The 26440-nt window shown below is 69.4% G+C and carries 25 protein-coding genes and 3 pseudogenes; 8 read left to right on the top strand and 20 right to left on the bottom strand.

The annotated features are described in order from the left end of the window. Positions 1-43 precede the first annotated feature (43 nt). The 3 genes from ASD25_RS13220 (at position 44) to ASD25_RS13210 (ending at position 3136) form a co-directional block, all read left to right on the top strand. Entirely contained in the window at positions 44-595 is a 552-nt protein-coding gene (locus ASD25_RS13220; RefSeq protein WP_055827904.1) for a hypothetical protein, read from the top strand. A gap of 6 nt (positions 596-601) precedes the next feature. After that, positions 602-1405, top strand: a complete 804-nt coding sequence (locus tag ASD25_RS13215) for a YkgJ family cysteine cluster protein (protein WP_055827906.1) — start codon at positions 602-604, stop codon at positions 1403-1405. Positions 1406-1588: 183 nt separating this feature from the next. Continuing rightward, a complete protein-coding gene (locus ASD25_RS13210; RefSeq protein WP_055827909.1) occupies positions 1589-3136 on the top strand; it encodes a bifunctional GNAT family N-acetyltransferase/carbon-nitrogen hydrolase family protein in 1548 nt (515 codons plus the stop codon). Positions 3137-3380: 244 nt separating this feature from the next. Here ASD25_RS13210 and ASD25_RS13205 read toward each other — a convergent pair whose 3' ends face one another. The 6 genes from ASD25_RS13205 to chpT form a co-directional block, all read right to left on the bottom strand. Beyond that, a complete protein-coding gene (locus tag ASD25_RS13205; RefSeq protein WP_055827913.1) occupies positions 3381-3833 on the bottom strand; it encodes a MaoC family dehydratase in 453 nt (150 codons plus the stop codon). Further along, entirely contained in the window at positions 3830-5713 is a 1884-nt protein-coding gene (locus ASD25_RS13200; RefSeq protein WP_055827916.1) for a M20/M25/M40 family metallo-hydrolase, read from the bottom strand. The genes ASD25_RS13205 and ASD25_RS13200 overlap by 4 nt, the downstream gene beginning before the upstream one ends. Positions 5714-5855: 142 nt before the next feature. Beyond that, the gene (locus ASD25_RS13195; RefSeq protein WP_055827919.1) at positions 5856-6107 is read right to left on the bottom strand and encodes a hypothetical protein; all 252 of its coding nucleotides are present in this window, start codon (positions 6105-6107) and stop codon (positions 5856-5858) included. A 316-nt stretch (positions 6108-6423) separates the two neighbouring features. Next, complete coding sequence (locus ASD25_RS13190; RefSeq protein ID WP_055827924.1) at positions 6424-7239, bottom strand: protein-glutamate O-methyltransferase CheR; 816 nt, start codon at positions 7237-7239, stop codon at positions 6424-6426. 4 nt (positions 7240-7243) lie between these two features. Continuing rightward, a complete protein-coding gene (locus ASD25_RS13185) occupies positions 7244-7615 on the bottom strand; it encodes a response regulator (protein WP_055827926.1) in 372 nt (123 codons plus the stop codon). Positions 7616-7714: 99 nt separating this feature from the next. Then, positions 7715-8383: a histidine phosphotransferase ChpT gene (chpT, locus tag ASD25_RS13180; RefSeq protein ID WP_055827928.1), complete on the bottom strand. Its 669-nt coding sequence runs from the start codon at positions 8381-8383 to the stop codon at positions 7715-7717. 89 nt (positions 8384-8472) lie between these two features. On the opposite strand from chpT, the gene cysQ reads away from it, so the two are divergent. Beyond that, positions 8473-9258 (top strand): 3'(2'),5'-bisphosphate nucleotidase CysQ, encoded by a 786-nt coding sequence (gene cysQ, locus ASD25_RS13175; RefSeq protein ID WP_055827931.1) that lies wholly within the window; start codon positions 8473-8475, stop codon positions 9256-9258. Positions 9259-9264: 6 nt separating this feature from the next. On the opposite strand, the gene ASD25_RS13170 is transcribed toward cysQ, so the two are convergent. The 3 genes and pseudogenes from ASD25_RS13170 to ASD25_RS13160 form a co-directional block, all read right to left on the bottom strand. Then, entirely contained in the window at positions 9265-10503 is a 1239-nt protein-coding gene (locus ASD25_RS13170) for a hypothetical protein (protein ID WP_055827934.1), read from the bottom strand. Positions 10504-10685: 182 nt separating this feature from the next. Then, positions 10686-11942 carry a DUF1570 domain-containing protein gene (locus tag ASD25_RS13165; RefSeq protein ID WP_055827936.1) on the bottom strand — a complete coding sequence of 419 codons (1257 nt, stop codon included), beginning with the start codon at positions 11940-11942 and terminating at the stop codon, positions 10686-10688. 268 nt (positions 11943-12210) lie between these two features. Continuing rightward, a pseudogene (locus ASD25_RS13160) lies at positions 12211-13791 on the bottom strand (peptide chain release factor 3); the annotation flags it as partial. A 160-nt stretch (positions 13792-13951) separates the two neighbouring features. Between ASD25_RS13160 and ASD25_RS32820 the strand changes: the two are divergent. Then, positions 13952-14086: a hypothetical protein gene (locus ASD25_RS32820; RefSeq protein WP_255356160.1), complete on the top strand. Its 135-nt coding sequence runs from the start codon at positions 13952-13954 to the stop codon at positions 14084-14086. Between the two features lie 16 nt (positions 14087-14102). On the opposite strand, the gene ASD25_RS13155 is transcribed toward ASD25_RS32820, so the two are convergent. The 3 genes from ASD25_RS13155 to ASD25_RS13145 form a co-directional block, all read right to left on the bottom strand. Next, positions 14103-15626: a tetratricopeptide repeat protein gene (locus ASD25_RS13155; protein ID WP_055827942.1), complete on the bottom strand. Its 1524-nt coding sequence runs from the start codon at positions 15624-15626 to the stop codon at positions 14103-14105. A 77-nt stretch (positions 15627-15703) separates the two neighbouring features. Continuing rightward, positions 15704-16084: a hypothetical protein gene (locus tag ASD25_RS13150; protein ID WP_055827945.1), complete on the bottom strand. Its 381-nt coding sequence runs from the start codon at positions 16082-16084 to the stop codon at positions 15704-15706. A gap of 150 nt (positions 16085-16234) precedes the next feature. Then, positions 16235-16564, bottom strand: coding sequence for a DUF1491 family protein (locus ASD25_RS13145; RefSeq protein WP_055827948.1), 330 nt, complete (start codon positions 16562-16564; stop codon positions 16235-16237). A 35-nt stretch (positions 16565-16599) separates the two neighbouring features. On the opposite strand from ASD25_RS13145, the gene ASD25_RS13140 reads away from it, so the two are divergent. Then, a complete protein-coding gene (locus ASD25_RS13140; RefSeq protein ID WP_156389305.1) occupies positions 16600-17481 on the top strand; it encodes a hypothetical protein in 882 nt (293 codons plus the stop codon). 2 nt (positions 17482-17483) lie between these two features. Here the strand turns inward: ASD25_RS13140 and ASD25_RS31995 are convergent, their stop codons facing one another. After that, positions 17484-18206 (bottom strand): sensor histidine kinase KdpD, encoded by a 723-nt coding sequence (locus ASD25_RS31995; protein WP_235562722.1) that lies wholly within the window; start codon positions 18204-18206, stop codon positions 17484-17486. Between the two features lie 166 nt (positions 18207-18372). After that, positions 18373-19179, bottom strand: a complete 807-nt coding sequence (locus tag ASD25_RS31990) for a hypothetical protein (RefSeq protein WP_056617457.1) — start codon at positions 19177-19179, stop codon at positions 18373-18375. Positions 19180-19349: 170 nt separating this feature from the next. Between ASD25_RS31990 and ASD25_RS13125 the strand changes: the two genes are divergently transcribed. After that, positions 19350-19775: a SufE family protein gene (locus tag ASD25_RS13125; protein ID WP_055827953.1), complete on the top strand. Its 426-nt coding sequence runs from the start codon at positions 19350-19352 to the stop codon at positions 19773-19775. Here ASD25_RS13125 and ASD25_RS13120 read toward each other — a convergent pair. From ASD25_RS13120 to ASD25_RS13110, 3 genes are all read right to left on the bottom strand, one after another. Then, the gene (locus ASD25_RS13120; RefSeq protein ID WP_235562720.1) at positions 19772-20290 is read right to left on the bottom strand and encodes a hypothetical protein; all 519 of its coding nucleotides are present in this window, start codon (positions 20288-20290) and stop codon (positions 19772-19774) included. The two genes, ASD25_RS13125 and ASD25_RS13120, sit on opposite strands and share 4 nt — an antisense overlap. A gap of 146 nt (positions 20291-20436) precedes the next feature. Next, on the bottom strand, positions 20437-21183 hold the full coding sequence (locus ASD25_RS13115; RefSeq protein ID WP_056617454.1) for a DUF6456 domain-containing protein: 747 nt from the start codon (positions 21181-21183) through the stop codon (positions 20437-20439). 15 nt (positions 21184-21198) lie between these two features. Then, positions 21199-21555, bottom strand: a complete 357-nt coding sequence (locus ASD25_RS13110) for a chromosomal replication initiator DnaA (RefSeq protein WP_055827961.1) — start codon at positions 21553-21555, stop codon at positions 21199-21201. 302 nt (positions 21556-21857) lie between these two features. Between ASD25_RS13110 and ctrA the strand changes: the two genes are divergently transcribed. Next, on the top strand, positions 21858-22571 hold the full coding sequence (ctrA, locus tag ASD25_RS13105; protein WP_055827964.1) for a response regulator transcription factor CtrA: 714 nt from the start codon (positions 21858-21860) through the stop codon (positions 22569-22571). Positions 22572-23559: 988 nt separating this feature from the next. Here the strand turns inward: ctrA and ASD25_RS13100 are convergent. The 3 genes and pseudogenes from ASD25_RS13100 to ASD25_RS33180 all read right to left on the bottom strand — a co-directional run. Beyond that, complete coding sequence (locus tag ASD25_RS13100) at positions 23560-24666, bottom strand: hypothetical protein (RefSeq protein ID WP_156389304.1); 1107 nt, start codon at positions 24664-24666, stop codon at positions 23560-23562. Between the two features lie 972 nt (positions 24667-25638). Beyond that, positions 25639-26226, bottom strand: a pseudogene (locus ASD25_RS13095) (helicase-related protein); the annotation flags it as partial. After that, positions 26221-26440: pseudogene (locus ASD25_RS33180) on the bottom strand (helicase-related protein); the annotation flags it as partial. The pseudogenes ASD25_RS33180 and ASD25_RS13095, both read right to left, overlap by 6 nt.

The raw sequence follows: 26440 nt of genomic DNA, 5'->3' as shown, positions 1-26440 counted from the left end.
ACGGTTCGCCCGTCCCAATGACCGTAACAAGGAACTGAACACCATGAGGAAAGCAGCGATCATCCTGGCCGGCGCGGCCATATTCGACCTCGGCCTCGTCGTCGTATCGGTCCAGGCCCAGGAAGGCCTGCGTCCGTCTCCAGGGACCGTCGGCACGGCGCCCGGAACGACCTCGAACCGGGATCACATCGATCAGGACGCCCAGCTCACGGCCTGCGCCACCGGCAAACATATTCCGGAGGCCCCACTGAGCGCATGTCGGGCCGCCCCGCCGGAGTCATCGGGCCCTGCCGGTCAGACGAGATCCGTCGACATGTTCCTCAAGATCGACCGGGTGAACAGCGTCCAGGCCTGCACGGCCCGGCGCGGCGAGGTCGTCAGGCATGAAGGCGTCCAGCAGTGCCGCCTGCCGGCGCCGGGTGACCTCGACATCCACAAACAGGGTGTCGCGTTGAACTTTACGAAGATCGACATCGACTACACGGCTCGCGCCTGCATCGCCCGGCGGGGCGAGGTCGTCACACGGGATGGCGTTCAGCAGTGCGCCCTGCCGGCCGAACCCGGAAACAGCGGTGCGAGTCCCCGCCGGCGATAGTGGCCGATGAAACGCGTTCCAGGCGCGCCGGCGTACGCCGCGAGGACGCCGCCGCAACGGGTCGAGCCGGACGAAGACGCGGTCGTGCGCCTGTCGGCGGCTCCGTGCGACGGGGGGACGACCGCGACCGGCCGGGTGGTGCTGGAGGTAGGGGGAGAGCGGATTCCGGTCGAGATGACCGTGCCCGCCGGCTCCGTCGCGGTCGAGGACGTGCTGCCGATCCTGCATGGCCTCAGCAGCCTGTTCGCGACGCGGGCGACGGCGCGGGCCGAAGCGGATGGGCGCGAGATTTCCTGCCGCGCCGGCTGCGGCGCCTGCTGCCGCCAACTGGTGCCGGTCGCCCCCGCCGAGGCCCGCGCCCTGGCCCGGCTGGTCGAGGCCATGCCCGAACCCCGGCGCGAACGGGTGCGCCGCCGTTTCGACGCGGCCCTCGACACCCTGGAGCCGCTGGGCCTGATGGAGCGCCTCGATCAGAACCACGATGACCGCCAGGTGATCGCGCGGGACTATTTCGCCGCCGGCGTCGCCTGTCCCTTCCTGGAGGACGAGGCGTGTTCGATCCACGCCGACCGTCCGCTGTCATGCCGCGAATATCTGGTCACCTCGCCGCCGGACCTGTGCGCCGCCCTGGCTCCGGGGATCGAGAAGGTGGTCCTTGAGGCCCGGCCGTCGCTGGCGCTCCTGAACGCCGATCTCCGGGACGGCTGGCTGCCGCTGGTGCTGTCGCTGGTCCAGGACGCCCAGGCTCCGCCTTCGCCGCGTGACCGGCCGGCGGCTGAGATCCTGAAACAGGTGATCGGCGGCCTGTGAGACCGGGCTGGCAGTCGGTCATCACGGGACGACTGCCAACGGTGAAACGTCCTGTGTGGACGCGCGCGATTGCTGACCCGCACAGCGGACCCCTTCAGGTTTGCGAGGAGTCACAGGCTGCATTCGTGCTGCCTCTCCCCCCCCAGGGATTGATCTCCAAGCTTCGCCATGCGTTCAGGGCGGATGACAAAACCCTCCAAGCCCGCCGTCCTTTCCATCCGCAACGCCAAGCTGGCCGATGTCGGGGCCATCTCGGCGCTGGTGGCCAAGGTCTACAAGGACATGCCGGCCTATACGCCGGGGATGCTGCGGGGGCAGATCGCCGCCTTTCCGGATGGTCAGTTCGTGGTCGAATACGCCGACGAGATCGTCGGCTACGCCGCCGGCTTCCGCATCGACGAGAAGACGGCGATGTCGCCGCACACCTGGACCCAGATCACCGGCGGCGGCTATGCGGCGCGGCATGATCCGGTCGGGGACTGGTTCTACGGCATGGAGGTGTGCGTCGATCCCGACCGGCGGCGGCTGCGCATCGGCCAGCGGCTGTATGACGCGCGGCGCGACCTGTGCGAGGCCGAGAACCTGCGCGGCATCGTCTTCGGCGGGCGGATGCCGGGGCTGGCGCGGCGCAAGGCGGCCTATCCGGACGCGCGCGAATATCTGGACGCGGTCACGGCCAGGAAGCTCAACGATCCGGTGATCGGCTTCCACATGCGTTCGGGCTTCGAGCCGATCGGGGTGCTGGAGAACTATCTGACCTCGGACACGGCCTCGATGGGCCATGCCGCGCACATGGTGTGGCGCAATCCCTATTACACCGAGACGCACGGCCGGGGCGCGGCCTTCGCGGTCAAGGAGACGGTGCGGGTGGCGACGGTGCAGCTGCAGGCCCGCAAGGTCGCCAGCTTCGAGGAGTTCATCGCCAACATCGAATATTTCGTCGACGTGACCTCGGACTATCGCTCGGACTTCGTGGTCTTCCCCGAGCTGTTCACCCTGCAACTGCTGTCGCTGGAGAAGAAGAAGCTGACGCCGGTGGAATCGATAGAGGCCCTGACCCGCTACACGCCGCGCTTCGTCGAGGCGATGCGCAAGATGGCGGTCGAGTACAATATCAACATCATCGGCGGCTCGCACCCGACGCAGACCGACGACGGCGACATCCAGAACGTGGCCTATGTCTTCCTGAGGGACGGCTCGGTGCACGAGCAGGAGAAGATCCACCCGACGCCGAACGAGCGCCACTGGTGGAACATCAAGGGCGGCGACCGGGTGCACGCCATCCCCACCGACTGCGGCCCGATCGGGGTGCTGATCTGCTACGACTCCGAGTTTCCGGAACTGGCGCGGCGGCTGGTCGACGAGGGGGCGCGGCTGCTGTTCGTGCCGTTCTGCACCGACAACCGGCAGGGCTATCTGCGGGTGCGCTACTGCTCGCAGGCGCGGGCCATCGAGAACCAGTGCTACGTCATCCTGTCGGGCAATGTCGGCAATCTGCCCAACGTCGAGAACATGGATGTCCAGTATGCGCAATCGTGCATCCTGACGCCGTGCGACTTCCCGTTCGCGCGGGACGGGGTGGCGGCGGAGGCGTCGGAGAACGTCGAGACGGTGACGGTGGCGGACCTGGATCTGTCGGACCTGGCCTGGGCCAAGTCGCAGGGGACGGTGCGCAATCTGCGCGACCGGCGGTTCGACCTGTACAAGACGGTGTGGACCGACGGAGGCTGAGGCGGCTTGGGCCCTTGCTCGCGCGGTAGCTGGTTCATCACCAGGGGCACGAAGGGTCACGAAGGACACGAAGCGGCCGGGGTGAAGGATGGGGCCGGGTTCGCCGCAGATAATTGAATGCGGCGAACCCGCGATCTCATGACCGGCGGAAGAAAGCGCTCGCTTGACGCAATCCCCGGTCCCGTTGTGCCCTTCGTGCCTTCCTTCGTGCCCTTGGTGAAGAACCTGCCGGCCTCCGCCGTCACTAGGCGGGGCGGCGCCAGGCGACGATGCCGAGGCGGGAGATCTGCACCGGCTCGCCGTGCTGGTTGCGGGTCTCGTTGCGGGTGCGGACCATGCCGCGGTCGGGACGCGACTTCGAGGGGGTGATCTCCAGCACCTCGACGTGAACCGTCAGCGTATCCCCCGGCCGGGTGGGGCGGGGCCAGGTGGTCTCGCCGCCGACGCCGATCAGGCCGCCGGCGATGGGCAGGCCGTCGACCAGCAGCCGCATGCTCAGCGCCGCCGTGTGCCAGCCGCTGGCGGCCAGGCCGGCGAACAGGCTGTCTTGCGCGGCATCCTCGTCGAGGTGGAAGGGCTGGGGGTCGAACTGGCGGGCGAAGGCCTTGATGTCCTCGGTCGTGACCGTGACCGAGGGGGTGACGAAGGTCTGGCCGACGTGGAGGTCTTCCAGATACAGGGGCGTCGGCGCGGTCATGCCGAGGCGACCGTCGCGGGGGCCGGCCGGGGCTCGGCGAACCGGGCCGTGCCGGACAGGGCGGCGCCCAGCAACAGAACGGCCAGGGCCGTCATCAGCAGGGGCCGCGCCATGGCCCGCTCCGGGCTCAGCGGCCGGACGAACATCAGGACCAGCAAGCCGAGCAGGACCAGCACGCCGGGCAGGTCCATGCCGATGCCGAGGAAGACGGTGTGGGCCAGTCCGGCGATCCAGCCGGCGCCCAGGACGGCGGCGGCCGCGATGGGGGCCAGCGACCGCGCGCCGGTCAGGCCCGGATCGAGGAAGGCGGCGAGCGCGGCGGTCAGGGCGGCGAGCAGGCCGGTCCAGACGAACAGGAAGGCGGCCTCGGGCGCGGAGGCCTGGGCGGCTGCCGCGACGATCAGGATCAGGCCGATCGATCCTGTCCATCCGCCCCAGGTCGTGCGGGCCGCGAGGGTCGGCGTGAGGGACAGTCCGACGGCGACGACGGCGGCGCCGATGACGATGAGGTTCAATCCGCCCAGCGCCACCGCAAGCAAGGCGGAGGCGGCGACCCCCACAGCGACGACGCGGCGGTCGGGCCGGGTCCGCCCGCCCAGTAGGGCGAGCGCGAGGGCGAGGACCGTCAGCGCGACTCCGGCCTCCATCCACGGCAGGCGGGCCAGCAGGGTGTAGTAGGCCTCGGCGCTGTCGGCGCGGGCCGACAGCGGTCCGGCCAGCAGCCGCACGGCCTGGGTCAGGACCAGACCCGTCGACAGGAACCACAGGCCGTCGACCATGCCACGCCCGAGGTCGGCGAAGGTCAGGCCGGCGCGCGACCGCGCCCGCCACATCGCGGCGCCCAGAGCGAGGAAGGCCAGGCCCAGCAGCAGCCAGCCGGTCGCCGGCGCGTGGCCGACGATCAAGCGTCCGAACAGGTCGGCGTAGACGAGGTTCTGCGTCGCGGCGGGCAGGGCGGGCGCGCGCAACAGGGCGTCCGCGGTCTCCAGCGCCTGGGAGCCGATGTGCTGGACGCTGCCCTGGTCGAGCGCGTCCGGCGTCGAGGCGTCGGCGTGATACTGGGCGGGGCGGCCGATGAAGGCGAGGTTGATCCCCTGGACGCCGCGGTCCTTGGGGATGGTGAAGTCGGTGCCGTTGGGCATCAGCTCATAGACGAACACCGCCAGAGAATTGGACGAGACGCCGCCGGTCGCCTTGACGGCCGCGCGGGCGAACAGGGCGATGGTCGGGGCGTTGCCACGGCCCGTCTCGAACATCATGGCCCGGCCGCCGCCACCGCGCGCCTCGAGATTGACCACCGCGCCGATGCGGTCGCGCAGGGGATGTCCGCCCCAGAAGACGCGCGCGCCGTCGAGGTTCAGCTCCTCGCCGTCGGTCAGCAGAACGACGAGGGTGCGGTCGGCGGCGCCGCGGGCGCGGAGGGCGCGGACGGTCTCGAGAATGGCGGCGACGCCCGCCGTGTCGTCCGCGGCGCCGGCGGAGTCCGGCACGGTGTCGTAGTGCGCCATCAGGGCGACGGCGGGTAGGCGCGGGTCGCGTCCGGGCAGGACGCCGATCAGATTGGTCAGCTCGAGACCGGAGGCCGACCGTCCGTCGCGCTCGATCCGCTGCACCGCCTCGGGCGAGAGGGGGCCGGTCTGGGTCGAGGTCTGCAGGCCGAGGGCGGCCATGCGCTGCAACAGCAGGGTCTGGACCCGGATGTGGTCCGTCGAGCCGACGGGATGGGGGCGTCGCGCGATCTCGCGCACGTCCGCCATGGCCCGTCCGGCGGAGAAGGCCGTCGCGGGTGCGCTGGCCGGGACGGGGCGGGGACTCTGCAGGGTCAGCGCCGCGATCAGCAACCCCAGCGCCAATGATCCGACCAGCCAGAGCAGCCGCATGACCCATCCTCCCCGATGAACGGCCACGCTAGCGGGCTATGTCGGGTTCGTCATCCTTCGGCAGCCGGAGCGAGGACGGGTTCCGACCCGTTGCGGAGATTGAAGCAGACGCCGGGACGGGATCGCGACGCGATTTCCACGGCTACAACGGCAGGACGGGTGGTTCCGGTCTGGCCGAGCCCGCCGCCAACTCGTCCAGGCTCGGCTGGCTGTCGCGCTTGAGAGAGCCAACCATCTGGCCGTCAAGCGAGACGACGGCATGGGTGAACGCCGAGCTCAACAGCAATCGAATCTCCCCAAGAACAAGCGCCTCTACATGGTCGTTCGCCGTCACGATCTCGGCGGCAGGCGGAGTGTCGGGTCCGTCGTGCAGGTAGATGCGATAGTCCGGCATTTTAACGCCTCAGGCTGGGGAAATGATGATCGACCGTTTCTGTTGGGGCGGCGGAATAGCCGCGGTTGGCGAAATAGAAATACGCGCGAAATTCGGCAGGCGCAACATGAGGGGCTGGCCCCAAATCCGCCGTCCGGAGGCGATGGCCCCGCCAAGGCGCCGCTGTCCTCCAAAGGGGACACTCCGCCCGGCCCAGACACAAAATGCGATGCCGCCGCCGGGACATTTCTGACGACACATGCGCGACACCGGAGGCGTGACGGCCGCTATATCCGCACCCGGTACAGGCATCGCCGAATGGCGAATGTCCGCTGCGTCAGGCCGCGCGGCGCAGCGCCGCCGTCGATTTCACGAACAGGCCCTTGCGGCCGGCGACCGCGCGGAAGGCGATGCTGTCGCCGTCCGGCTGTTCGTCGGGGCCGAGGAACAGGCAGCCGTCATCGACGAGGCGGCGTTCCAGATTGTCGAACATGTCGCGCCGGCGCGCGGGATCGGCGTCGCCCAGCACGTGGCGGCAGAAGATGACGTCGAAACGGTGATCGTCCGTCGGGGCGTCGGTCAGATTGGCGCGGGCGAAATGGACCATGGCGCGCAGCTCGGCCCTGGCGATCCAGGCGTCCTCGGCCTGATCGAACCAGCGCAGCATGGTTTCGGCCTTGAGCCCGCGCTGGATTTCGAACCCGGTGTAGGCGCCGGACCGGGCCTTTTCGAGCGCGCGTTGCGACAGGTCGGTGGCGACGATCTCGACGGCGACGCCGGCTTCCTGGGCCGCGATGGCCAGGGACCAGGCTTCCTGGCCGGTCGAGCAGCCGGCGGACCAGATCCTGACCGGTTGACCGCCCCGCGCCTTGCCCAGCGCCGGCAGGAGCTCCCCGGCCAGGGTGTCGAAACTCGTGCGGTCGCGGCGGAACCAGGTTTCGGGATTCAGCAGGGCCTCGATCACCGCCCAGCCCAGGGAGGCGACGGGTTTGGCCCACAGCGAGGCCAGCATGGCGTCGACCGTCTCGAACCCCTCGCGCCGGGCCACGGGGCCCAGACGATGTTCGGCCAGCTTCATCCGGTCGCGCGTCAGCCTGAACCCCGCGCGCGAGGCCATCAGGTTCTGGAGGCGATCGAAATCGTCCGGCGTCATGGGGTCAGACGGCCCCCACTTCGGCGAATTTCGAGGTCAGGATCTCGCCGTCGAACGGCTTCATCACATAGTCGTCGGCGCCGGCGGACAGGGCCTCGGCGATCCGCTCGGCGCGGGTCTCGATGGTGCAGAACAGAACCTTGGGGGCGAGGCCGCCGGGCAGGGCGCGCAGGCGGCGCAGGAAGGTCATGCCGTCCATGACGGGCATCGACCAGTCCAGCAGAACGACCTCGGGGATCACGCCGACGCAGAAGGCCAGGGCCTCGGCGCCGTCGGCGGCTTCATCGACCTCGAAGCCGAGTCCTTCGACGATGCGCCGGGCGACCTTGCGGATGATCCGGCTGTCGTCGACGATCAGACAGGTTCTGGGGGTCAAGGTCCGTGTTCCAATACTGCGTCTCACAACGCCCGGTGTGCGACATCTCCATAGTCGCCCCGAGCCGGTTAATGAGTCCTTGGGAAACCGGCTTAAGTCTCAGTTAGGCATGCGGGCGGAGAGGACGACGCGGCCTTCCTCGCACTGGACGTCGAGCGAGCCGCCGGCGTCGTGCGCGGTCAGCCACAGCCAGTAGGGTTGTATCCACTGGCCCGGCAGGCCCTCGCCCAGGGCCTGTCCCGCCAGACCCGCGACGGCCTCGGCCTTCAGGCGGGCGCGGTTTCCCTCGGCCAGCCCCTCGACGATCAGGTCGTCCCCGTCCCGCCGGGTGACGATGACGGCGTTTCCGCCGGACGGCAGGGCCGCCATGGTCAGATACGCCAGATTCACCAGCGCCCGCGACTGGGCCTTGGAATAGCTGCCGTCCCCGACCTTCCAGTCGAGAGTCGCGCGGCCGCCTTCGGTCAGGCCGGCCACCAGATCGCCCAGCTCGGCGGCCGAGAACCGCTCGGCCGATGTCGCGGCGCCGAAGGCCACCCGGGCGAACGAAACGAGGGCGACCATCTTCTTCGCGCTGGCCTCGATCAGGCTCATGGCGTCGTCGCGCATATCCTGGGCCGAGGGATCCTTGAGCAGGTCCAGGCCGGAGCTGATCGCGCCCGCCGGACTGATGAAGTCATGGCACAGCTTGCCGGCGATCAGCGCGGCCAAGGCCTGGCCGTCGGGAAGGGCCGGGCCGTCGGGCCGGGCGGTGGAGGTGTCGGTCATAGGGCCCCGGAGCAACAGTCGGACAACAGGCCGGACGCTGACCTGATTTGCCGGTTCGCGAAACCGGTCCGATGCTCTAATCCCGCGCCATGATCAAACGACTGACCGCCGACCTCGCGTCCGGCGCCCTGGCCGAGTCCCTGGCCGACATCGCCGAGGACGCGGCGCGCGTCATCCTGCCCTGGTGGCGCAACGGCGTGGTGGCCGACGCCAAGGCCGACGACAGCCCCGTCACCGGGGCCGATCGCGAGGCCGAGGCCCTGATCCTCGCCCGGCTCGAGGCGCTGTATCCCGGCGTCCAGACCGTCGCCGAAGAGGCCGTCGAGGTCCACGGAGCCCCCGACCACGCCGCGGACTGGTTCTGGCTGATCGATCCGCTGGACGGCACGCGGGGCTTCGTCGAGGGGCGCGAGAGCTTCACCGTCAACATCGCCCTGATCCACAAGGGCGCGCCGGTCGCGGGCGTGGTGACGGCGCCGGCCACGGCCACGACCTGGCGCAGCGGCGCGCCGGGCGGGGGCGCCTTCCGCCGCCGTTTCGGCGAGGGCTGGCAGGCCATCAAGGTGCGCAACCGGCCCGCCTCGCCCATGGCGGTGATGAGCCACAGCATGACCGACGCGGAGGCCCAGCGCCTCGCTTCGCGCCACGGCTGCGTCCATTGGCAGGGCACGGATTCGTCGCTGAAATTCTGCCTGATCGCCGAGGGGCGGTTCGACGCCTATCCGCGCACCGGGCCGACCTCGGAATGGGACACGGCGGCGGGGCAGGCGGTGCTGGAAGCGGCCGGCGGCCGGGTCATGGCCGAGGACGGCCAGCCGCTGCGCTATGGCAAGCCCCGCTTTGCAAACGGCGGGTTCGTGGCCCTCGGCGGCTAGGCCGAACTAGAGACCGACCGTCTCCGGCACGGCCAGCAGGGCCCGCTCGACCAGCGCCGGCGCGCCCCATTCGCGGGCCGTCTCCATGGCCTCGGCCAGCATCAGGCCGACCGCGCGCGGCTCGACGCCCATCAGGCGGCCCCGGGCCATGGCCAGCCGCGCCATGCCGATCTGGTCGGCGGCCCAGTCGAGAGGTTGAGACTCCCGGGCGGCGAGGCGCTGGCGGACGATCGTCTCCAGCCCGAACAGGGCGGCGACGTCGCCGGCGTCCTCGGCCATGTTGGTCGCCGCCGCCAGCCGTCGCTCGCGCGCCAGGGCGCCCAGGACCAGACCCGGTTCGCGAGTCAGGGTCTCGGCCTGTGTGAGCGGCAGCAGCGGGGTGTCGCCCGGGCTCTGAACCAGCTGTACGGCGACCCAGTCCAGCGGACTGTGGTCCGGCGTGAACTGGTCCGCGGCGGCCCGGAACAGGGCCTGGCCCTGCTCGACCGCGGCGTCGTTGCGGGCCAGCCGGGCCAGGGCCATCAGGCCGGCGCCGGCGAGCGCCAGGGCGCGGGCGCGGGTCAGGGGGCGGTAGTCAGGCGAGGCGGTCTCGACCAGCACCCGCAGGTCGCGGCCGGCCTGATCCAGCAACCGGCCGTCGCGTCGCGCCACCCCGGCCTCCAGCGACAGCGCCGCGCGCTCCAGCCTCAGTTCGTCGCCCATGGTCCGGGGCAGCCCGCGGGAGCCGTGCACCGCGGCGTCCAGCAGGGCCGCGGCGTCCAGCATGACCGAGGGCTGTCCCGACAGCCGCGCCCGGCGCGCGGTCAGACGGGCGTGCAGCGCGGCCGCCGCCGATTGGGTGGCGGGGCGTTCCGCGGCCAGGGACTGAACATCCGCCAGCGCCGCCGTCAGCTTCTCCGGCCCGCCGAACAGGTCGAAGCGCAACAGGTGAATTTCGCCCGATTCGACGGCCGCGGCCGCCGTCTGGTCCGGCGTCGTCGTATGCCGTGCGGCGTCGGAAGCGGCGGAGGCCGCGCGGTCGAGGCTGCTCTTGCGACCGGTGCGGCGCGCGTGCTCGCGCCACAGGGCCGAGGCGCGCATCCAGCCGGCGAAGGGACGGGCGCTGGAGACCCGGCCGGCGTCGATGGTCTCGCGTCGGGCCTCGGCCTCGACCAGGTCCGCGCCGATCAGCTCCAGCCAGCCGAGGTCGTCGCTCTCGCGCGCATTTTCGAACAGCTTTCTCAAATCCCGGCCGAATTCGAACATGGGTTCAGACGCTCCGTCGTCCCGCTTCGGGACCAAACAGGCGTCCCGGGGCTGCAGGGTGCAAACGCAGCGCCGCGCCGGGAGTTCGACCGTGCGCTGAAAGTCTGTCCGAACGGTCGCCGTCTGTTCGATCTGCCCGATCAAGCCATGCCTCCCGGACCGGTGGCCGGGCTGACCGCTGGTCAGTCGCGCCCATACCGGCGGAACCGCGCCTGGGCCGTGTAGACCCGATGGTCGGTGGGGTCGGCCTCCAACGCGCGGCGCAGGAAATCCCGCGCCAGATCCCGCTGCCGCGTCCGCTCGGCCTCGTTCGCCGCGGCCTCCCCGCGCTCCGTGGCGAGATCCGCCATCAGGAGAAGGCCCTCGACGTTGTCCGCCTGGCGTTCGAGCGCGCGAGTCAGGGCTGTTTCGGCGGCGGCCTCGTCTCCCCAGCGCTTTTCCGCGCGGCCCAGGGCGACCAGGGCCAGGGGATCGTCAGGGAAACGGGCCGCGGCCGCCTGGAGTGTTCCCAGAAGCGCGGGGCCGTCGAGCTGTTCGGGATCCCACGAGCGGGCGTTGATCGCCGGCAGAATGACCGCATCGGCCGCGGGCGACAGGGTCGTCACCGTGATGACGGGACTGATCGGGGGGATGTCCAGCTTTGTGTAGGAAAGACGCCCGCGCACATGGGCCCGAAGCTGGGCCGTCAGCTGCTCGGGCGTCATGGCGTAGATCGCCTGCCAGGCCTCGACGGGGTCCCGGCCGCCGTTCACCGCGGCGACATAGGCGGAGAGGTTTCGTATCCGCCCCGTGTCGGACAGCAGCCAGTGGGTCAGGGCCCAGGACTGGGCGTAGTACATGTTCATGCCCGTCTGGCTGTCGATCGCGAGAGGGCTGTCGGCCCGCAGCACGGCGTCCATCGGCAGCCAGCGGTTCTGCTGCAGGGCGTACAGCCGCCCCCGGTCAGGCAGGCCGAAGGACGCCTCGCCGCCCTCGGTGACCGTCGCGGTGGCGAAATACTCGGCGAAGCCCTCGCGGAACCATCCCGGATACCGGGCGTCGCCGGCCCTCGCCATGACGTGATGGCTGTATTCGTGGAGCAGGATGTCGTCGCTTTCGCCGCGCACCAGCACGGCGAAGACGTCGATGTCGCTGGAGGAATAGTAGCCGGCGATCCCGGGCGGAAGGCCCGGAACGGCCACGCGAAGCGCCCGGCCGTCGCCCACCAGATAGACCGGCAGCCTGCGAGCCTCGGTCGCGCGCCCGGCGCCGAAGCGGGCCGTCAGGAGCGCATCGAACCGCTCGAGCCTGGCCGTGTAGTCGCGCAGCGACCGTTCCGAGCCGTCGCTGTAGACGACGAAATGCTCGCTTTGGGCGCGACGCCATTCGGCGAGGGCGGTCGTCGGCGCCAGGGCGCTCAGCGACAGGGCGAGCAGAAGGCAACGGACAACTGGACGCAAAACGGAACTCCCCCCGGAACGTCCGTCACCCAAGCCTGTTTTGGGGCATGCGGTCCAGCCTCAGCTTGACTGAACCCACAGGCGCGTGAGCCTGCGGGCCTAGCCGCGTTCCTTSGTCYTGGTGAAGGCCACGRYGGGGAASCGYTCCATGACGTAGCCGGTCTCCCAGCTCGACTTGGCCAGGAAGACCGGGTCGTCGTCGATGTCGCGGGCCATCTGGCCGCGGTATTTGCCCATGAAGTCCTCGGCCTGTTTTGGGGCATGCGGTGACGTAGCCGGTCTCCCAGCTCGACTTGGCCAGGAAGACCGGGTCGTCGTCGATGTCGCGGGCCATCTGGCCGCGGTATTTGCCCATGAAGTCCTCGACGTCGGCCTTGGTCCCGCCGATCCAGCGGGCCTCGGCCCAGGGCGAGGGCTCGAAGATGACTTCGAGCCCGTATTCCTCGCCCAGCCGGTCGGCCATGACCTCGAACTGCAGCTGGCCGACGGCGCCGACGATGAAGTCGGAGCCCATCTCGGGCCGGAACAGCTGGGTCACGCCCTCCTCGGCCAGGCCGTCCAGCGCCTTCTTCAGGTGTTTGGCCTTGAGCGGATCCTTGACCCGCACGCGCTGGAGGATTTCGGGGGCGAAGTTCGGCAGGCCGGCGAAGCGGATCAGGCCGCTCTCGGACAGGCTGTCGCCGACGCGCAGGACGCCGTGGTTGGGGATGCCGATGACGTCGCCGGCATAGGCGTCCTCGGCCAGCTCGCGGTCCGAGGCGAAGAACATGATGGGGGCGTTCACGCTCAGCTGCTTGCCGGTGTTCTGGACCTTCAGCTTCATGCCGCGCTGGAACCTGCCCGAGGCCATGCGGAACATGGCGATGCGGTCGCGGTGGTTGGGGTCCATGTTGGCCTGGACCTTGAAGACGAAGCCGGTGACCTCGGGCTCGCCGGGCGCGACCGTCAGGGGGACCGGTTCGGCGGCGTTGCGGGTTCCGGCCGGGGCGGCCTTGTGCGCCTTCATCACCTTGGGCGGCGGGGCCCATTCGCCGATGGCGGCCAGCAGTTCGTCGATGCCGAAATGGCGCAGGGCCGAGCCCCACAGCACCGGCGTCATATGCCCTTCGAGGAAGGACTGGCGGTCGAAGGCCGGATAGCCGCCCTCGACCAGCTCCTGCGCCTCCAGCAGGGCCTCATGCTCGCCAGCCTCGAAATATTGCGCGGCTTCGGCCAGCGGCAGGGCGTCTGGGTGGGGCACGTCCTCAGCCGAGCCGGCGGGCTTGCGGGCGTAGGGCTGGAACTTTCCGGTGCCCATCTCGACCATGCCGCGCAGGCGGTTTCCGCTCTGCGCCGGCCACCAGATCGGCGCCGGATCGAGTTGCAGGCGCGAGGCGATCTCGTCCAGCAGGGCCATCGGGTCCTGGGCCTCCCGGTCCAGCTTGTTGATGAAGGTGATGATCGGGATGTCGCGCAGGCGGCAGACCTCGAACAGCTTCAGCGTCTGCGGCTCGATGCCCTTGGCGGCGTCCAGCACCATGATGGCGCAGTCGGCCGCAGTCAGGGTGCGGTAGGTGTCTTCCGAGAAGTCCTCGTGCCCGGGCGTATCGAGCAGGTTGAACATCTTGCCGTCGTGCTCGAACGTCATGACCGAGGCCGAGACGGAGATGCCGCGTTCCTTCTCGATCTTCATCCAGTCGGACTGGGTGCGCCGGTTCTCGCCGCGCGCGCGCACGGCCCCGGCCGCGCGGATGGCCCCGCCGGCCAGCAGGATGTGCTCGGTCAGCGTGGTCTTGCCGGCGTCGGGGTGCGCGATGATGGCGAAGGTCCTGCGGCGCAGGGCCTCCTGTTCGAGAGGGAGTTTCGACATGTTCGATCCGTTGGGCGGCGGGACGTAGCGCGGACCGGGCCGAAAGTCACTCGCCGGCGAATAACCCCTCGCCGGACAGGGCTTTTGGAGTCATCGTCCGTTCCGGCGAGACGACCCGGTCACGCAATCGGGCGCCGCCTTTGGAAACGAAGGAACGGCCATGGCCCCGAACCCCTCCGTGGATCCGCCGCCGCACCACGACGGACCGCATCCCGCCCTTTCACTGATTGTCGGCTTCGGCGTGATCGTCCTGGGCGCGACCCTCGTGCACATCGTCTTCAACGTGCTGGTCTGACGGCAGGCGCGTCGTCTCAACTGCCTTGCGGCGCAGGGTCCTCATCGACCGAATCCGCCGCCGCGTCTTCCGCCCGGGCTTCGGCCTCGCTGAGGCCGCGCGCCTCGTTCAGCAACGTCTGGGCCGCCTTGGCGTCATCGCCCCCGTGCGGGTCGTTGGCCAGGACCTCGATGGTCCGGATGGCGTCCTCCCGGCGTCCGGCGGCCAGATAGGTGCGGGCCATGTCGATGCGCGCCTTGTCCAGCTGGGGGGCCAGCTGCAGCGCCAATTCGCGGGTCAGGATGTCGTTTTCGCTGGGGTAGCCGGGGCTGCCTTCGCGCGTCTCGGCCAGCAGCATGAAGGTGCGGTAGTCGGCGTCGTCCAGTTCGAACGCCCGGCCCAGCAATCTCTGCGCCTCGGCCTTCAGGGGGCGGACCTCCGCCCCGTCCTGGGCGGCGCGTTCGAGCAGCGACCTGGCCAGATACTGGTGACCCTCGACGTGGTCGGGGTGGGCGGCGATCAGCCGCCTGAGCACCGCTTCGCCGGCGTCGCGGTCGCCCAGATGCATTTCGGCGTGCCCGAGGGCCAGCATGGCGGCGGCGTCGCCGGGATGACGCGCCGACAGACGGCGAACCTCGGCAAGGGTCGAGTCGCTGTGCGACGTCGGCACGCCGGTCAGTCGTTGGGTCATGAGCAGAAAATCGCCCGACGAGGCCGGAAGCGGAGTCACCGTCACCTGGGCGCGCGGAAAGAAGTTCTGGATTTCGACGTAGGGTATCCGACCCATGTAGTCGCGCAGTTCCCTACGCAGCTCGGCGTTTGTCATGCCGGTCGCCCGGGGCATGGCCTCGATCGCGTTTCCGCCGGCGCCGACGTCCAGAAGATAGGCCCGCAGCTGATTGAAGCGCGCGTCATTGCCCATGAACCAGTGGGTCATCAGCCAGGCGAGCGGATAGTAGGTCGCGTTCCGCCGCCGGACCTCGCCGGAGCGCTTGGCCAGCAGGTCGTTCATCGAGATCCAGGTGGCGCCCCGAAGCCACGATCCGCGGGCCGCGTTGGGTTTTCCGATCAGGATCCGCGTCTCGTTGATGTCCGCGGTCATGAAATATTCCGCGAAACCTTCGATGAACCACGCCGGATAGGCGAACGGCACGTTCTGCATCATGAAATGGTGCGCGTACTCGTGCAGCAGCACGTCGTCGCCCATGCCGCCGCGGAGGGCCACGGCGAAGATGTCCTCTTCGCGCGCGGCGTAGAAGCCCGCGACCGTGTCGCCGATCGCGGGCGACACCCGACGCAGGCCGGCGGAATCGACCAGATAGATCGGCAGCTTGCGCGGCGGAACGTCGTCGATGGGCAGACCCATCTTCCAGCGCAGCAGCCGGTCGAACGTCTCCAGCTTTTCGGTATAGGCGATCAACTGGCGCGGGTTGCCGTCGCCATAGACGATGAAGCGCTCGCTCTCGGCCTTCAGCCATTCGGCCCGGGCCGGCGAGACGCCGATCAGAGTCAGTGCAAAGGCGGCCAGGACCATCGCCCCGACCCGATTCATGAAGCGCATGCCGACTCCCCGACTGGAACGGTCACACTATCCAGCCCCGCCGATGCTGTCCAAGGTTGTGCGGGGATAATTCTCGATCAGGCGGCGAGGCGCATCCACACGGCCTTGTCGGCGGCGACGGCGTCCAGCTTGCCCTTCGAGGCGCGTGTCTTGAGCTGGCGCATGATGGCGGCGGGCAGGGCGCAGAACTGCGGCTCGACCAGCGCGGGATCACAACCGGCGGCCGGCGCCGCGAACAGGGCGGCGTTGACCTCGGGCGACCGGTCGTGGATCAGCCAGGCCAGACGGCGGGCGCGCTGCGGATCGTTCTGATGCATCAGAGGATCCTCGGCGAACAGTTCGCAGCCCAGCTCCAGAACATAGTCCAGACCCAGGTTCTCGAACCGGCGCGCGTCGCCGGGCGTGACCGGGGAGGCCTCGTCCAGATCGAACACGACGTCGTTGAGAAGAAAGAGCATCGACAACACCCACCATCGCCGGGCTCGTTTCCCGGCCCGTTGAAGATGACCCTAGGCCAGGGCGCTTGCGGTTCCGTTCCCGAACGCGGTTAAGTATTTCGCACCGGCGGCGGCGGCGTTAACCTCGCGGTTTCCATGCCGACGTCCGGATCAGACCGCCACCTTCTCGGTGATGAAGTGGCGCCCCTCGCGGTCCTCGATCTCGACCACCCAGATGTCGGGATCGTAGCCGGCCTGGCGCTGGATGTAGGCGTCGAGCTCGCTTTCGAACTCGCTCTCCACCGGCTGCATCCACAGACGTTCGCCGTCGGGGCCGAAAGCCTCACTATAGAGTCTGGCGCGGCGGGTGGAGGTGTCGAACGCCTTGACGATGACCGTCCCCGCCCGCGCGTCGCCCTTGCGCGCGACCGTGGCGAAGGCCCCCGCCAGTTCGGCGCGGCGGATCAGGGCGGACACCCACAGGTCGCTGGACAGAAGCATTTTGATAACCGTGCCCGGAAACCGTACCGGAACGCATGGCGCGTAGACTGCGCCTCATGAGGATAGGCCAGACCGCCCTGAAGACCAAAGCCGCCCTGCTCGCGGCGGCCGTCCTGTGCCTGCCCGACCCGGCGCGGGCGGGACCGGCCGACACCTATTACGAACGGGCCTTCATGGTCGCCGCCGACCAGCGCTGCGGCCTCTTCGAGGCGCGCATCGACGCCGCGCTCGGGGCTGCGGCGGCCCAGGCCCGGGGCGCGGCCCTGCGGTCGGGCGCGGCCGAGGCCGACCTCAGCGCCACCGCGGCCCGCGCCCGGTCACGGGCCCACGCCGTATCCTGTCAGGACCCGCAACTGGCGACGGCGCGGAGCCGCGTCGACGACGCCTTCTCGGGCTGGCTTCGGACGCCGCGCATGAGCTTCCCCGGTGAGCGTGGCGACTGGACCGCCAACCGAATGCGTTCCGCCGGCCCCGGCTGGCGACTGAAACAGACCTCGGTGGTCGGCGCCTCTCCCGTCGCCTTCGGCTATGCCGGGCAGGGGGACGCCCAGGATATGGTCGCCGTGGTCAGCTTCGTCGGTCGCTCACGCCCCAACGCCGCGCGGATCGTGCTGCGCGACCCGACGAGGGTTCCGCGCGCCTGGCTGGCCGGAGAGGGGCTTGTCCCTGCGTCCTCACGCGCCAGCCTGTGGGCGGCGGGCGTCGCGCCGGCCGAGCGCGAACTGCTGGCTGAAGGCCGCCGCGCCGGCGAGGTCTGGCGCTTCCCCGCCTCGACCGCCGCCGCACTGGAACGGCTGGATCCCCGCGAGACGTTCGCCATTGAATTCCACTTCCGGGACGGCAGCGTCGCGACGGCGAAATTCGAGGCCGGCGATTTCGCCGCCGGCCGGGCCTTTCTGGCGATGGGTCTGATCTAGGGTCACACCCCGTTTTTCATCGGCATCGGGATGATCTCGGCCCCGCCTTCCGGAGCGGGTGCGCGGGCGACAAGCGCCACAGGCAAACGGACCGTCACCGCCGTGCCTTCGCCCAGGGTGCTGTCGATGCTCATCCGACCGCCGTGCAGTTCGGCGAAGGCGCGGACCAGCGCCAGACCCAGGCCGGTGCCCTGACGGCGCTGCTCGATCTCGCCGGCCTGTTCGAACGGGCGGCCCAGACGGCGCACGTCCTCGGGCGCGATGCCCACGCCCGTGTCGGCCACCACGACCTCGAGATAGGGGCCGATGGCCTCGACCGTGACCGTGATCGTCCCGCCTGGAGGGGTGAATTTCACCGCATTGGACAGCAGGTTCAGCGTGATCTGTTTCAGCGCCCGCCGGTCGGCCGAGACCTCGACAGGATCGCCGGGCAGGACGCTGGACAGGCTGACGCCCTTGTCGTCGGCATTGACCCGGACCAGGGCCATGGCCGCGGACACCGTCTCGCGGGCGTCGAACCGCTCCAGCGTCAGGGTGTAGCGTTCGGCCTCGATCTTGGCGACGTCCAGCAGGTCGTTGATCAGGTCCAGCAGGTGACCGCCGGCCTGGTGGATATTGTCGGCGTACTCCCCGTAGCGGTCGGGCAGGGGACCGAAGATGCGCTGGCGCATGATGTCCGAGAAGCCCAGCACGGCGTTCAGCGGCGTGCGCAGTTCGTGGCTCATATTGGCCAGGAAGCGGGTCTTGCCGGCCTCGCGCGCCTCGGCCTCGTTACGGGCGGTCTCCAGACCCAGTTCACGGGCGTACTGGGCGGTGGCGTCGAACACCTGGGCCACGAGCCGCGCGCCCGCGGCGTCGTCGAGCCGGCGGACGATCATCTGCGCGCGGCGATCAAGGGCCAGACGAGGCGCGAACACGACCACGCCCTCCTGCCCGCCCATGGCCCGTTCCATGGCCCCGAGCAGGCGGGGGCGATCGGGCGCGTGCACCGCCGCGACCAGGCCGCTCTCGAACAGCGGATCCACCGGCAGATAGACGGGCGGCGCGCCATAGGCGGCGACGACCCGGCCCGTCCCGGCCCGACGGCTCGAGGATCAGCATCAGGCCGGGCTGGGCCGCCAGCAGGGTTTCGATCCGGGCGGCGTCGGCCTCGGCCGTCTCCAGCCGTCGCTCGCGCTGCCGCCAGGACAGGCGCACGGCCAGCGCCGCGGCGCCCGCCGTCAGCAGGGCCGAAATGGCCGCCAGCGCGGGCAGATGAGGGCCCGGTCCGCCCCACCAGGCCGACAGCAATCCGGCCACGGCGGCGAGGCCGACGGCCAGCGCGCCGGCCTGGACCGGCCGGGGACCTCCCAGGGCGATGCCCGCCGCCAGCGGCAGGAAGACAAAGCCGGTCAGGGGGCCGGTCAGGCCGCCGGACAGGGCGGCCGACAGGAAGGCCGCCAGCCCCCATACGCCCAGCAGCATCATCCGTTCGCCCGCGCCGTCGCGCCGCAGCAGGCCCAGGCCCGTCAGGCCGGGTATCACCATGGCGAGCACGCCGTAGAAGACCGGGCCGTCGACCCCGCCGATCCATCGTCCGCCCAGCGCGAGCAGGGCGGCGGCCACGGCCCAGCCGGCATGCCACGCGGCCAGCGCGGGGCGATCGCCCGGGTCAGGGGGCGCGGCAGGTCCGGGATCGGGGCGGGCGGACTGGATCAAGGGCGCGACGCGAGAAGCCGGGGACGCCGGCGGCCGTCCAGCCTAGCCTTGCGGATGAGTCGTCCAAAGCACGCACGCGTTCCAGGCGACTGGCCGCAGCCCGGGTCGGCGCTTTTCCGGGGACAGGTCGAGAGGTTGTCGTTAACGCCGGCCCGGCCTATCTGGCCCGCATGACCGCTGATCCCTCCATTGACGACGCCCTGGCCGAGCTGGTGGACGAGTTCGACCTGCTGGGCGACTGGGAGGGCCGGATCGAATACGTCATCGAACTGGGCAAGGGGTTGGCGGCCCTGCCGGACGCGGACCGGATCGAGGCCAACAAGGTGCCGGGCTGCGCCGCCCAGGTCTGGCTGGCCGTCCGTCCCCGGGGGGACCGTCTGAGCTTCCTCGCCGACAGCGACAGCGCGCTGTCGAAGGGCAATATCGCCCTGCTGCTCAAGCTCTATTCGGATCGCCGGCCCGAGGAAATCCTGGCCTTCGACGCCCGCGCGGCCCTCGACCGTCTCGGCCTGCCGTCCGCCCTGACGCGCCAGCGCGCCAACGGCCTGAATGCGATGGTCGGGCGAATTCGCGACGCCGCGAAGGCCGCCGCCTAGAAGTAGTAGCCCGTCACCGTCATCGTCGGCCGTCGTTCCGCCGGCTCGGCGACTTCGACGGCGAGGCGATGCTCCGCGGGACGACGCGTCCGGCGTTCCCAGCGCCGGGGATGGTCCGGCGAAGTGGTCCAGCGCTCGGGGTCGCCGAAGGCGCGGCGGCCCAGGTCAGCCAGTTCCCGCGCGCTGGCGTGCCGCGACGAGATGGTGCAACTCGCCGCATAGACCTGGGCGTCGCCGTGTTCGAGCGTGCCCTCCTCGATCCGGAGCCGCCAGTTGCCGTCGTCCGAAACCAGATCGATCTCCGCCGCCCATTCATCCAGGGGTTGGACGTCGTCGATGGGCCGCCGGAAGTTCAGGTCCCGAGCCGCCTTGATCGCCTTCTCGAAACTCCGGGCCCGGGCGGCGTAGGGCAGGCAAACGTCTGTCAGCATGCGAGCCACCAACAGGTCCTGTGCGACGGCCGGGGCGTTGATCAGGCACAGACTCGCCGCCGCGACACAAACAACAAACTTCAAGGTGATCCCCGTTCGCCGACTGTTGAACGCAGTCCGCTGAGCTATTTGAGACGCCGCGCGCTGATGCGCGGCCGTTCACTCTAGGGCTGAAGGCCCCGCGGCGACAGTTACGAGCCTGTAACGTCAGCCGGGGCCGGCTCCGTCGGTCAGCCGATGCGGTATTGGGCCGCCAGGGCGGCCAGTCCTGTTTTCAGCAAGGCCTTGCCGCGCCGGCGGCCAAGGCCGAGGTCGCGTTCGGCCGCCTGCAGCGCCGAGGCGCGGATACAGATAGCCTCGACGATTCCGCGCGCGGGTCCGCAGGCCGCGAGCGCCGTCTCGACCCGACGGGCCGCGGCCAGGGCCGCGGCGCCGGGTCCGTCCCGCCCCGACAGGCCGCCGCCGGCGCCGGACCGCGGCAGCGCGTCCCACCGCATGGTGAGCGACGGCCCGCGCAAGGCCGCCTCCGCGTCCCGGGCAAGGCGATCGGCGGCGGCGATCTCGGCCGGGGCCAACCAGGCGCGCCCGTTCGCGTCCGTGCGGCGCGCCAGCCAGGCGATCGCCGACTGGCCCAGGTTGGCGCGACGCGTGGTGATCCGGCCGTCGCCTTCCGCCAGCGCGCGGACCCCCTCGATCACGCCGGGCCGGCCGGCCTCCGGCGCGGTCACAGTCCTCGTCGCGCCGGGGCGCGCCACCCAGCCTCCCCCTGGCCGGGTTTTCAGTCCCGGCTCCTCCGCCAGCTCCCGAAAGACCCTCTCGTCGACCGCCAGAAGGATGCGGGTTCGCCGGTCACGGCCCACCCTCAGGGCGTAGCCGCCGGGCGCGGTCTCGATCCAGCCGCCGCGCCGCGCCAGCAGGCGACGGGCCTGTCCCGCGGTCCCGGCGGGCCGTCGCGCCGGGGCGCGCGGCGGGCGCATCCCGCCCCGCGGGGGTCACGCCGGCACCTCGCACACCGGCGCGTCCAGGACGTCGCGCACGCAGCGCTCCAGCCGGTCCAGCATGGCGTCGAGGGTCGGACGGTCGCGCTCCTCCTCGGCCCATCGGCAGGCCGCCGCCGCCGTCGCCCGATTCAATCCGAAGGCGTGGCCAACCCGTTCCAGGGGCCAGCCGAAGGCGATATAGGCCAGGTACATCGCCAGCCAGCGCGCACGGCACTCCGTCCCGCCCAGGCGGACCTGGGCCCGCATCCGCTCGGCCGTCACCCCCGTCGCGGCGGCCACGAGCTGGATCGCCAGACCCGCGCGAATACGGTCCCCGTCCGCGACGGGCACGCGATACGTCTCATTCATCCGAAATCTCCCATCATCCATGACGTCCGCGGTTCAAAGGCATGCCGCGTCGGATAGGAATATAATCCGGACCTGCGTCGAATCCGGACGTACAGGGAAAGGGAGGCGAAGATCGCCCGTTCCGGAGGAAAATGCGTCCGCTTGACTCAGGACTCTCGACGCCGATTCGCAAATCAGCCTACGATTCGCCTCAATGGGATGGCGTTAACCTTTCTTAAGTTTTTACTCGGTTAACTCTCGAACAAGGTTACCCGGCAGTGGATGTCGGGAACTACTGTCAAGCTTTGCCTGGAGGGGCATCAATGCGCGTTCTGCTTATCGAAGACGATCACGCGACCGCGCAGAGCATCGAGTTGATGCTGAAGTCGGAAGGCTTCAACGTCTACACGACSGACCTCGGCGAAGAGGGCATCGATCTCGGCAAGATCTATGACTACGACCTGATCCTGCTCGACCTCAATCTGCCCGACATGAACGGCCTTGAGGTTCTGCGTCAGCTGCGCGTCGGCAAGGTCAACACCCCGGTGATGATCCTGTCCGGMACCTCGGARATCGAGACCAAGGTCAAGACCTTCGGCGGCGGCGCCGACGACTACATGACCAAGCCCTTCCACAAGGACGAGCTGATCGCGCGCACCCAYGCCGTGGTCCGCCGYTCGAAGGGSCACGCCCAGGCCATCATCCACACCGGCGAGATCGCCGTGAACCTGGACGGCAAGACGGTCGAGGTGCACGGCCACCGCGTCCATCTGACGGGCAAGGAATACCAGATGCTGGAGCTGCTCTCGCTCCGCAAGGGCACCACCCTGACCAAGGAAATGTTCCTGAACCACCTGTACGGCGGCATGGACGAGCCCGAGCTGAAGATCATCGACGTCTTCATCTGCAAGCTGCGCAAGAAGCTGGCGACGGCGGCGGGCGGCAARCAYTACATCGARACCGTCTGGGGCCGCGGCTATGTGCTGCGCGACCCGTCGGAAACCGCCGCTCCSGCCCCGGTCAGCGCCGCGGCCTGATCGACCGACAAACGAATATGAAAAGCCCGCCGGTTCGCTCCGGCGGGCTTTTTCGTGGTCGCTTGCCGAGAGCAGCCGTTTGCGACGTCCGCTACGGGGGGGAAAGCAGACATTCAGCGGGGCAGGCACTCATAGTCCAATGGATCGGACCCATAATTCGCAGGGTCGCCGTCTATCCGCGCAACGTCCAGTGCGACCGGCCCGCCGCAGGCGGCCTTGGCTTCGGCTTCGGCTTCGGCTGCCGCGATAGTCCTGTCGATGGCCCTCGGGATAGAGCGCTGGTGTACCGCGATGAGACTCTCGGCACGCGTCGGCGAACCCATACATGCGCCAGCCCTCCGGGTGCTGAGCGAACAGCCCTATGCAATCGTATTCCTGGCCCGTCAGCGCCAAGCCGCGGATGCGCCGATAACTGATCTCGACGCGGAAGGCGCACTGAGCCTCAGCGGGGAGCTCCTCATCAGAACGCTGACACGACACACGGCTCACAGTTCGCACAGGCGGCACTCCGCAGTAGGCCTGATCAGGGCACCGCTCCCGCGCGATAAAGTCCAGATACAAGCGGGGCACATCCTCTACCGCGGGAACGAGCTTCGCCTCTTTCAGCTCGCTGACTGCTGCTGCCGAGAGGCACTCTCCGGCAGGGCCAGGTGTTCGGCCATCTGCGCATCCCGGCGAGGGCAGGCTCGGCGTGATCACGTAGCCGGTATTGTCTGCGCACCCCGCGCACGCCAAGCCGAGCGCAAGCACTGTGAGAGCCAGCCGGATCATCATGCCCCTGATCTCCTCACTCGCTTTCGAGATACCATGTCGTCGCATCGAGCGCTGGCGTTCGCAACGGGTCGGGAGCGGATGGTCGCCTAAGGTGGGAAGCGGACATCGCCAAGCAGTTCAGTCAGGGAGCCCGCGGCGAACTTGCCGCTGTGCTCGTCCCGTTCGCATTCGTCGGAGACCTTCCCGTACGCGACTCTCCGTCGGCTCCGCCCAATTAGGGCATCTTGCAAGCTGTGCTGAAGATGCCGGCGTCCTCTGTCATCACGCAGTCGCCGCGGCGAGAGGCGCGGCTCTGCTGAAGGCTCTCCCGTTCGCGAGCCATTCTGGCCAACTCGGCCGCACGCTCGCGGTTAGACTGCGCGAGCCGCGCCAGCCGTTCGACCTCCTCCCGCGCCTTTCGGTTCGCCTCCGCCGTCCGAAAAGCGGCCTCCTCGCGCGCCGCCACGACCGGATCCTCGCCGAGCCGTGGCGGTCCTTGCCGCTGGTGCAGTCCCAGCGCCCCTGCAACGACGCGCGCCGGATCGGCGTCGCCGCGCCGGATAGGGACACGTTCAAAATCCGGATCGATGTACATCCCATCGCCCGAATAGGCGATGCGCAGAGGCACGGCGAAGCGGCGCAGCTTGAACTCGGTCTGGCGGGCCACCAGGTGACATTGCGGCTCGCACTTCCATACCTCGATCCGCCTGCGCCCATGATTGCGGCCAGTGCCGTAGTAGCCCTCGAAGTGGATCACCGCACCGAAGACAGGCGCCTCGATCACGCGCTCCACCAGGCACCAGCCTGGCTGGTCTGGCAGCGCGGAGAGCTTCTCCCGCCGGTCCTCGTCGCAATAGGTCGAGGCGTAGCTGAGCCGCGCGCTTGGATGGCTGCCGTCACGCCAGTCGTAGTTATAGCGTTCACCCATGCCGTAGTGCTCGGCACGCAACACCCGCTCCACCGTTCCGCCGGTCACGAGGCGCGTGCACTCGGCGCCGCAATCTCCCGAGATAAGTATGGGCCCGTCGAACGCGGCGAGCCGGGCGGGGGGCTGATCCCCAACTCTGCCGGCGGCAGCGCGAGCTTCCTGCCATAGGTTGGCGGCGGTCGGAAAGCCCAACGGCCAGACCAGGGCCGCCCCGAACCAGGCTCCGACCCACTTTGGACTCCGCGTCCGTCGCCAAGCCGTCAGCGGCCAATCAACAAGCGGCAGGACCAAGAACGCCCACTGGATCGCGACCATGGCCAAGGCGGGAATGACCAGTAGATAAAGGCCGAGAGTGAAGGCCTCCCGACTCATGGTGATGGCCGTCACGAGCGCAAACAGCAGATAGAAGACCACGCGGCGAGCGATGGGCCGCCGAGCCTTGGACGTCCGCACGCTCCCAGCCGAGTCAGCGGTCAAGCTCGTCTCTCCAGTCACTTGCCCCCTCGCGCCCAGCCCCTCTGGAGGCGGCAAGTCGCATCCAACGTTGGCGGAGCCGGCGAGATGCCTAACCGGAGACAGGATACCAGCGAGAACCTAACGCCCAGTTTAGTCTGAGATACCTAGCGCCTTGGCTCACCTGCGGGAGCGGTCGCTCGAGATCGCGAATGTCCGCTATTGGTGGGAAGCGGCCCTCCAGCACAGGGGACGATCCGGAACGAAGGGACTGCCCTTGCTGGGCCAAGATCAGGATGAGACTGTCCGACAATGGGGATTAATGCTGTCCAAGAGATTTCGCGTGGACTGCTCGTGACCGCGCTCGCGTCAATCGGGGGGTGCTTGCTGGCCGCGCTACCTTTCGGAGAGAACGCCTTATCGCGCCTCGGGCCTGCCAATTGAACACCAGCCGCCCTCGGAGGATGGACGCAAAATCAGCCGCTGGTCCGACCACGGTCCAATTTCTTCTTAGAAATCGGGATAGGTGGTGATGAACCGCGTCTCGAACCGGCAAGTCGCCCGATAGCCCGTCCGCTGCCATTCACATCTGAGAGCGCGAACCTCCACCCGGCCGGCGACCTGCTCAAGCTGGATGCAGTTTCCTCGCTCCTTGCAAGCACAGCTTTCCACGGCGGAAACATCTGCGCTTGCAGGAAGCACATCGGATTTTGGTGCCGGCGAGCAGGCGGAAAACAGAATGGCCAGCGTAGAGACAAGAGCGGCTCGGAGCATTGCGTAATCAGGCCTTGGGCATCGGTTAGACCGTTAGAAGTGCTGCGGCCCGGCATTGTCCGCAATGGGTGGGAAGCGGACCCTCGCTCCGATCCAGGAACACGACAACGCCCGCCGGATCGCTCCGGCGGGCGCTTCTGTATTCACGTCAGCGGAGGCTCAGCCCTTGGCGACGTAGCCCTTGCCGCCGTTGGACGGGCGGCGGCTGCGGGGACGGCGCTTGATCTCGCCGGCCGGCTTGGCTTCGGCCGGGGCCGAGCTGTGGCGCGGGTCGTTGTTGCTGGTCCGCGGACGCTCGCGCGCCAGCGGGTCGAAGGCGCGTTCCGGCATCGGACGCGCGTCGCGGCCCGGACCGGGCTTGCGGACGCGGTGCGGYTGCCCGCCGCCTTCCAGCTTGACGCCGTCGCGGCGCGGGTTGCGCGGGCCGCGCTGCTGCTGGCGGTCGCCGCGACCGTCGTCCGGCATCGTCGCCTTGGACTTGACCCCCGAGGCCATGATCGACTGGTCCAGCAGGGCCAGCGACTTGTCGTTGCGGCGGTCGGTCGACGGGATCTTCTGGCGCGTGACCTTTTCGATGTCGCGCAGCAGYTTCATCTCGTCGCCSGCSACGAAGCTGATGGCCGTGCCGTCGGCGCCGGCGCGGGCCGTACGGCCGATGCGGTGCACATAGGCTTCCGGCACATAGGGCAGCTCGAAGTTCAGSACGTGCGAGACGCCGTCSACGTCGATGCCGCGGGCGGCGATGTCGGCGGTCGGTCGACGGGATCTTCTGGCGCGTGACCTTTTCGATGTCGCGCAGCAGCTTCATCTCGTCGCCGGCGACGAAGCTGATGGCGGTGCCGTCGGCGCCCGCGCGGGCCGTGCGGCCGATGCGGTGCACATAGGCTTCCGGCACATAGGGCAGCTCGAAGTTCAGCACGTGCGAGACGCCGTCCACGTCGATGCCGCGGGCGGCGATGTC

Source organism: Brevundimonas sp. Root1423 (genome assembly GCF_001426805.1).
The sequence above is the reverse complement of the archived record's forward strand: the minus strand, read 5'-3'. Positions and strand labels throughout refer to the sequence as shown.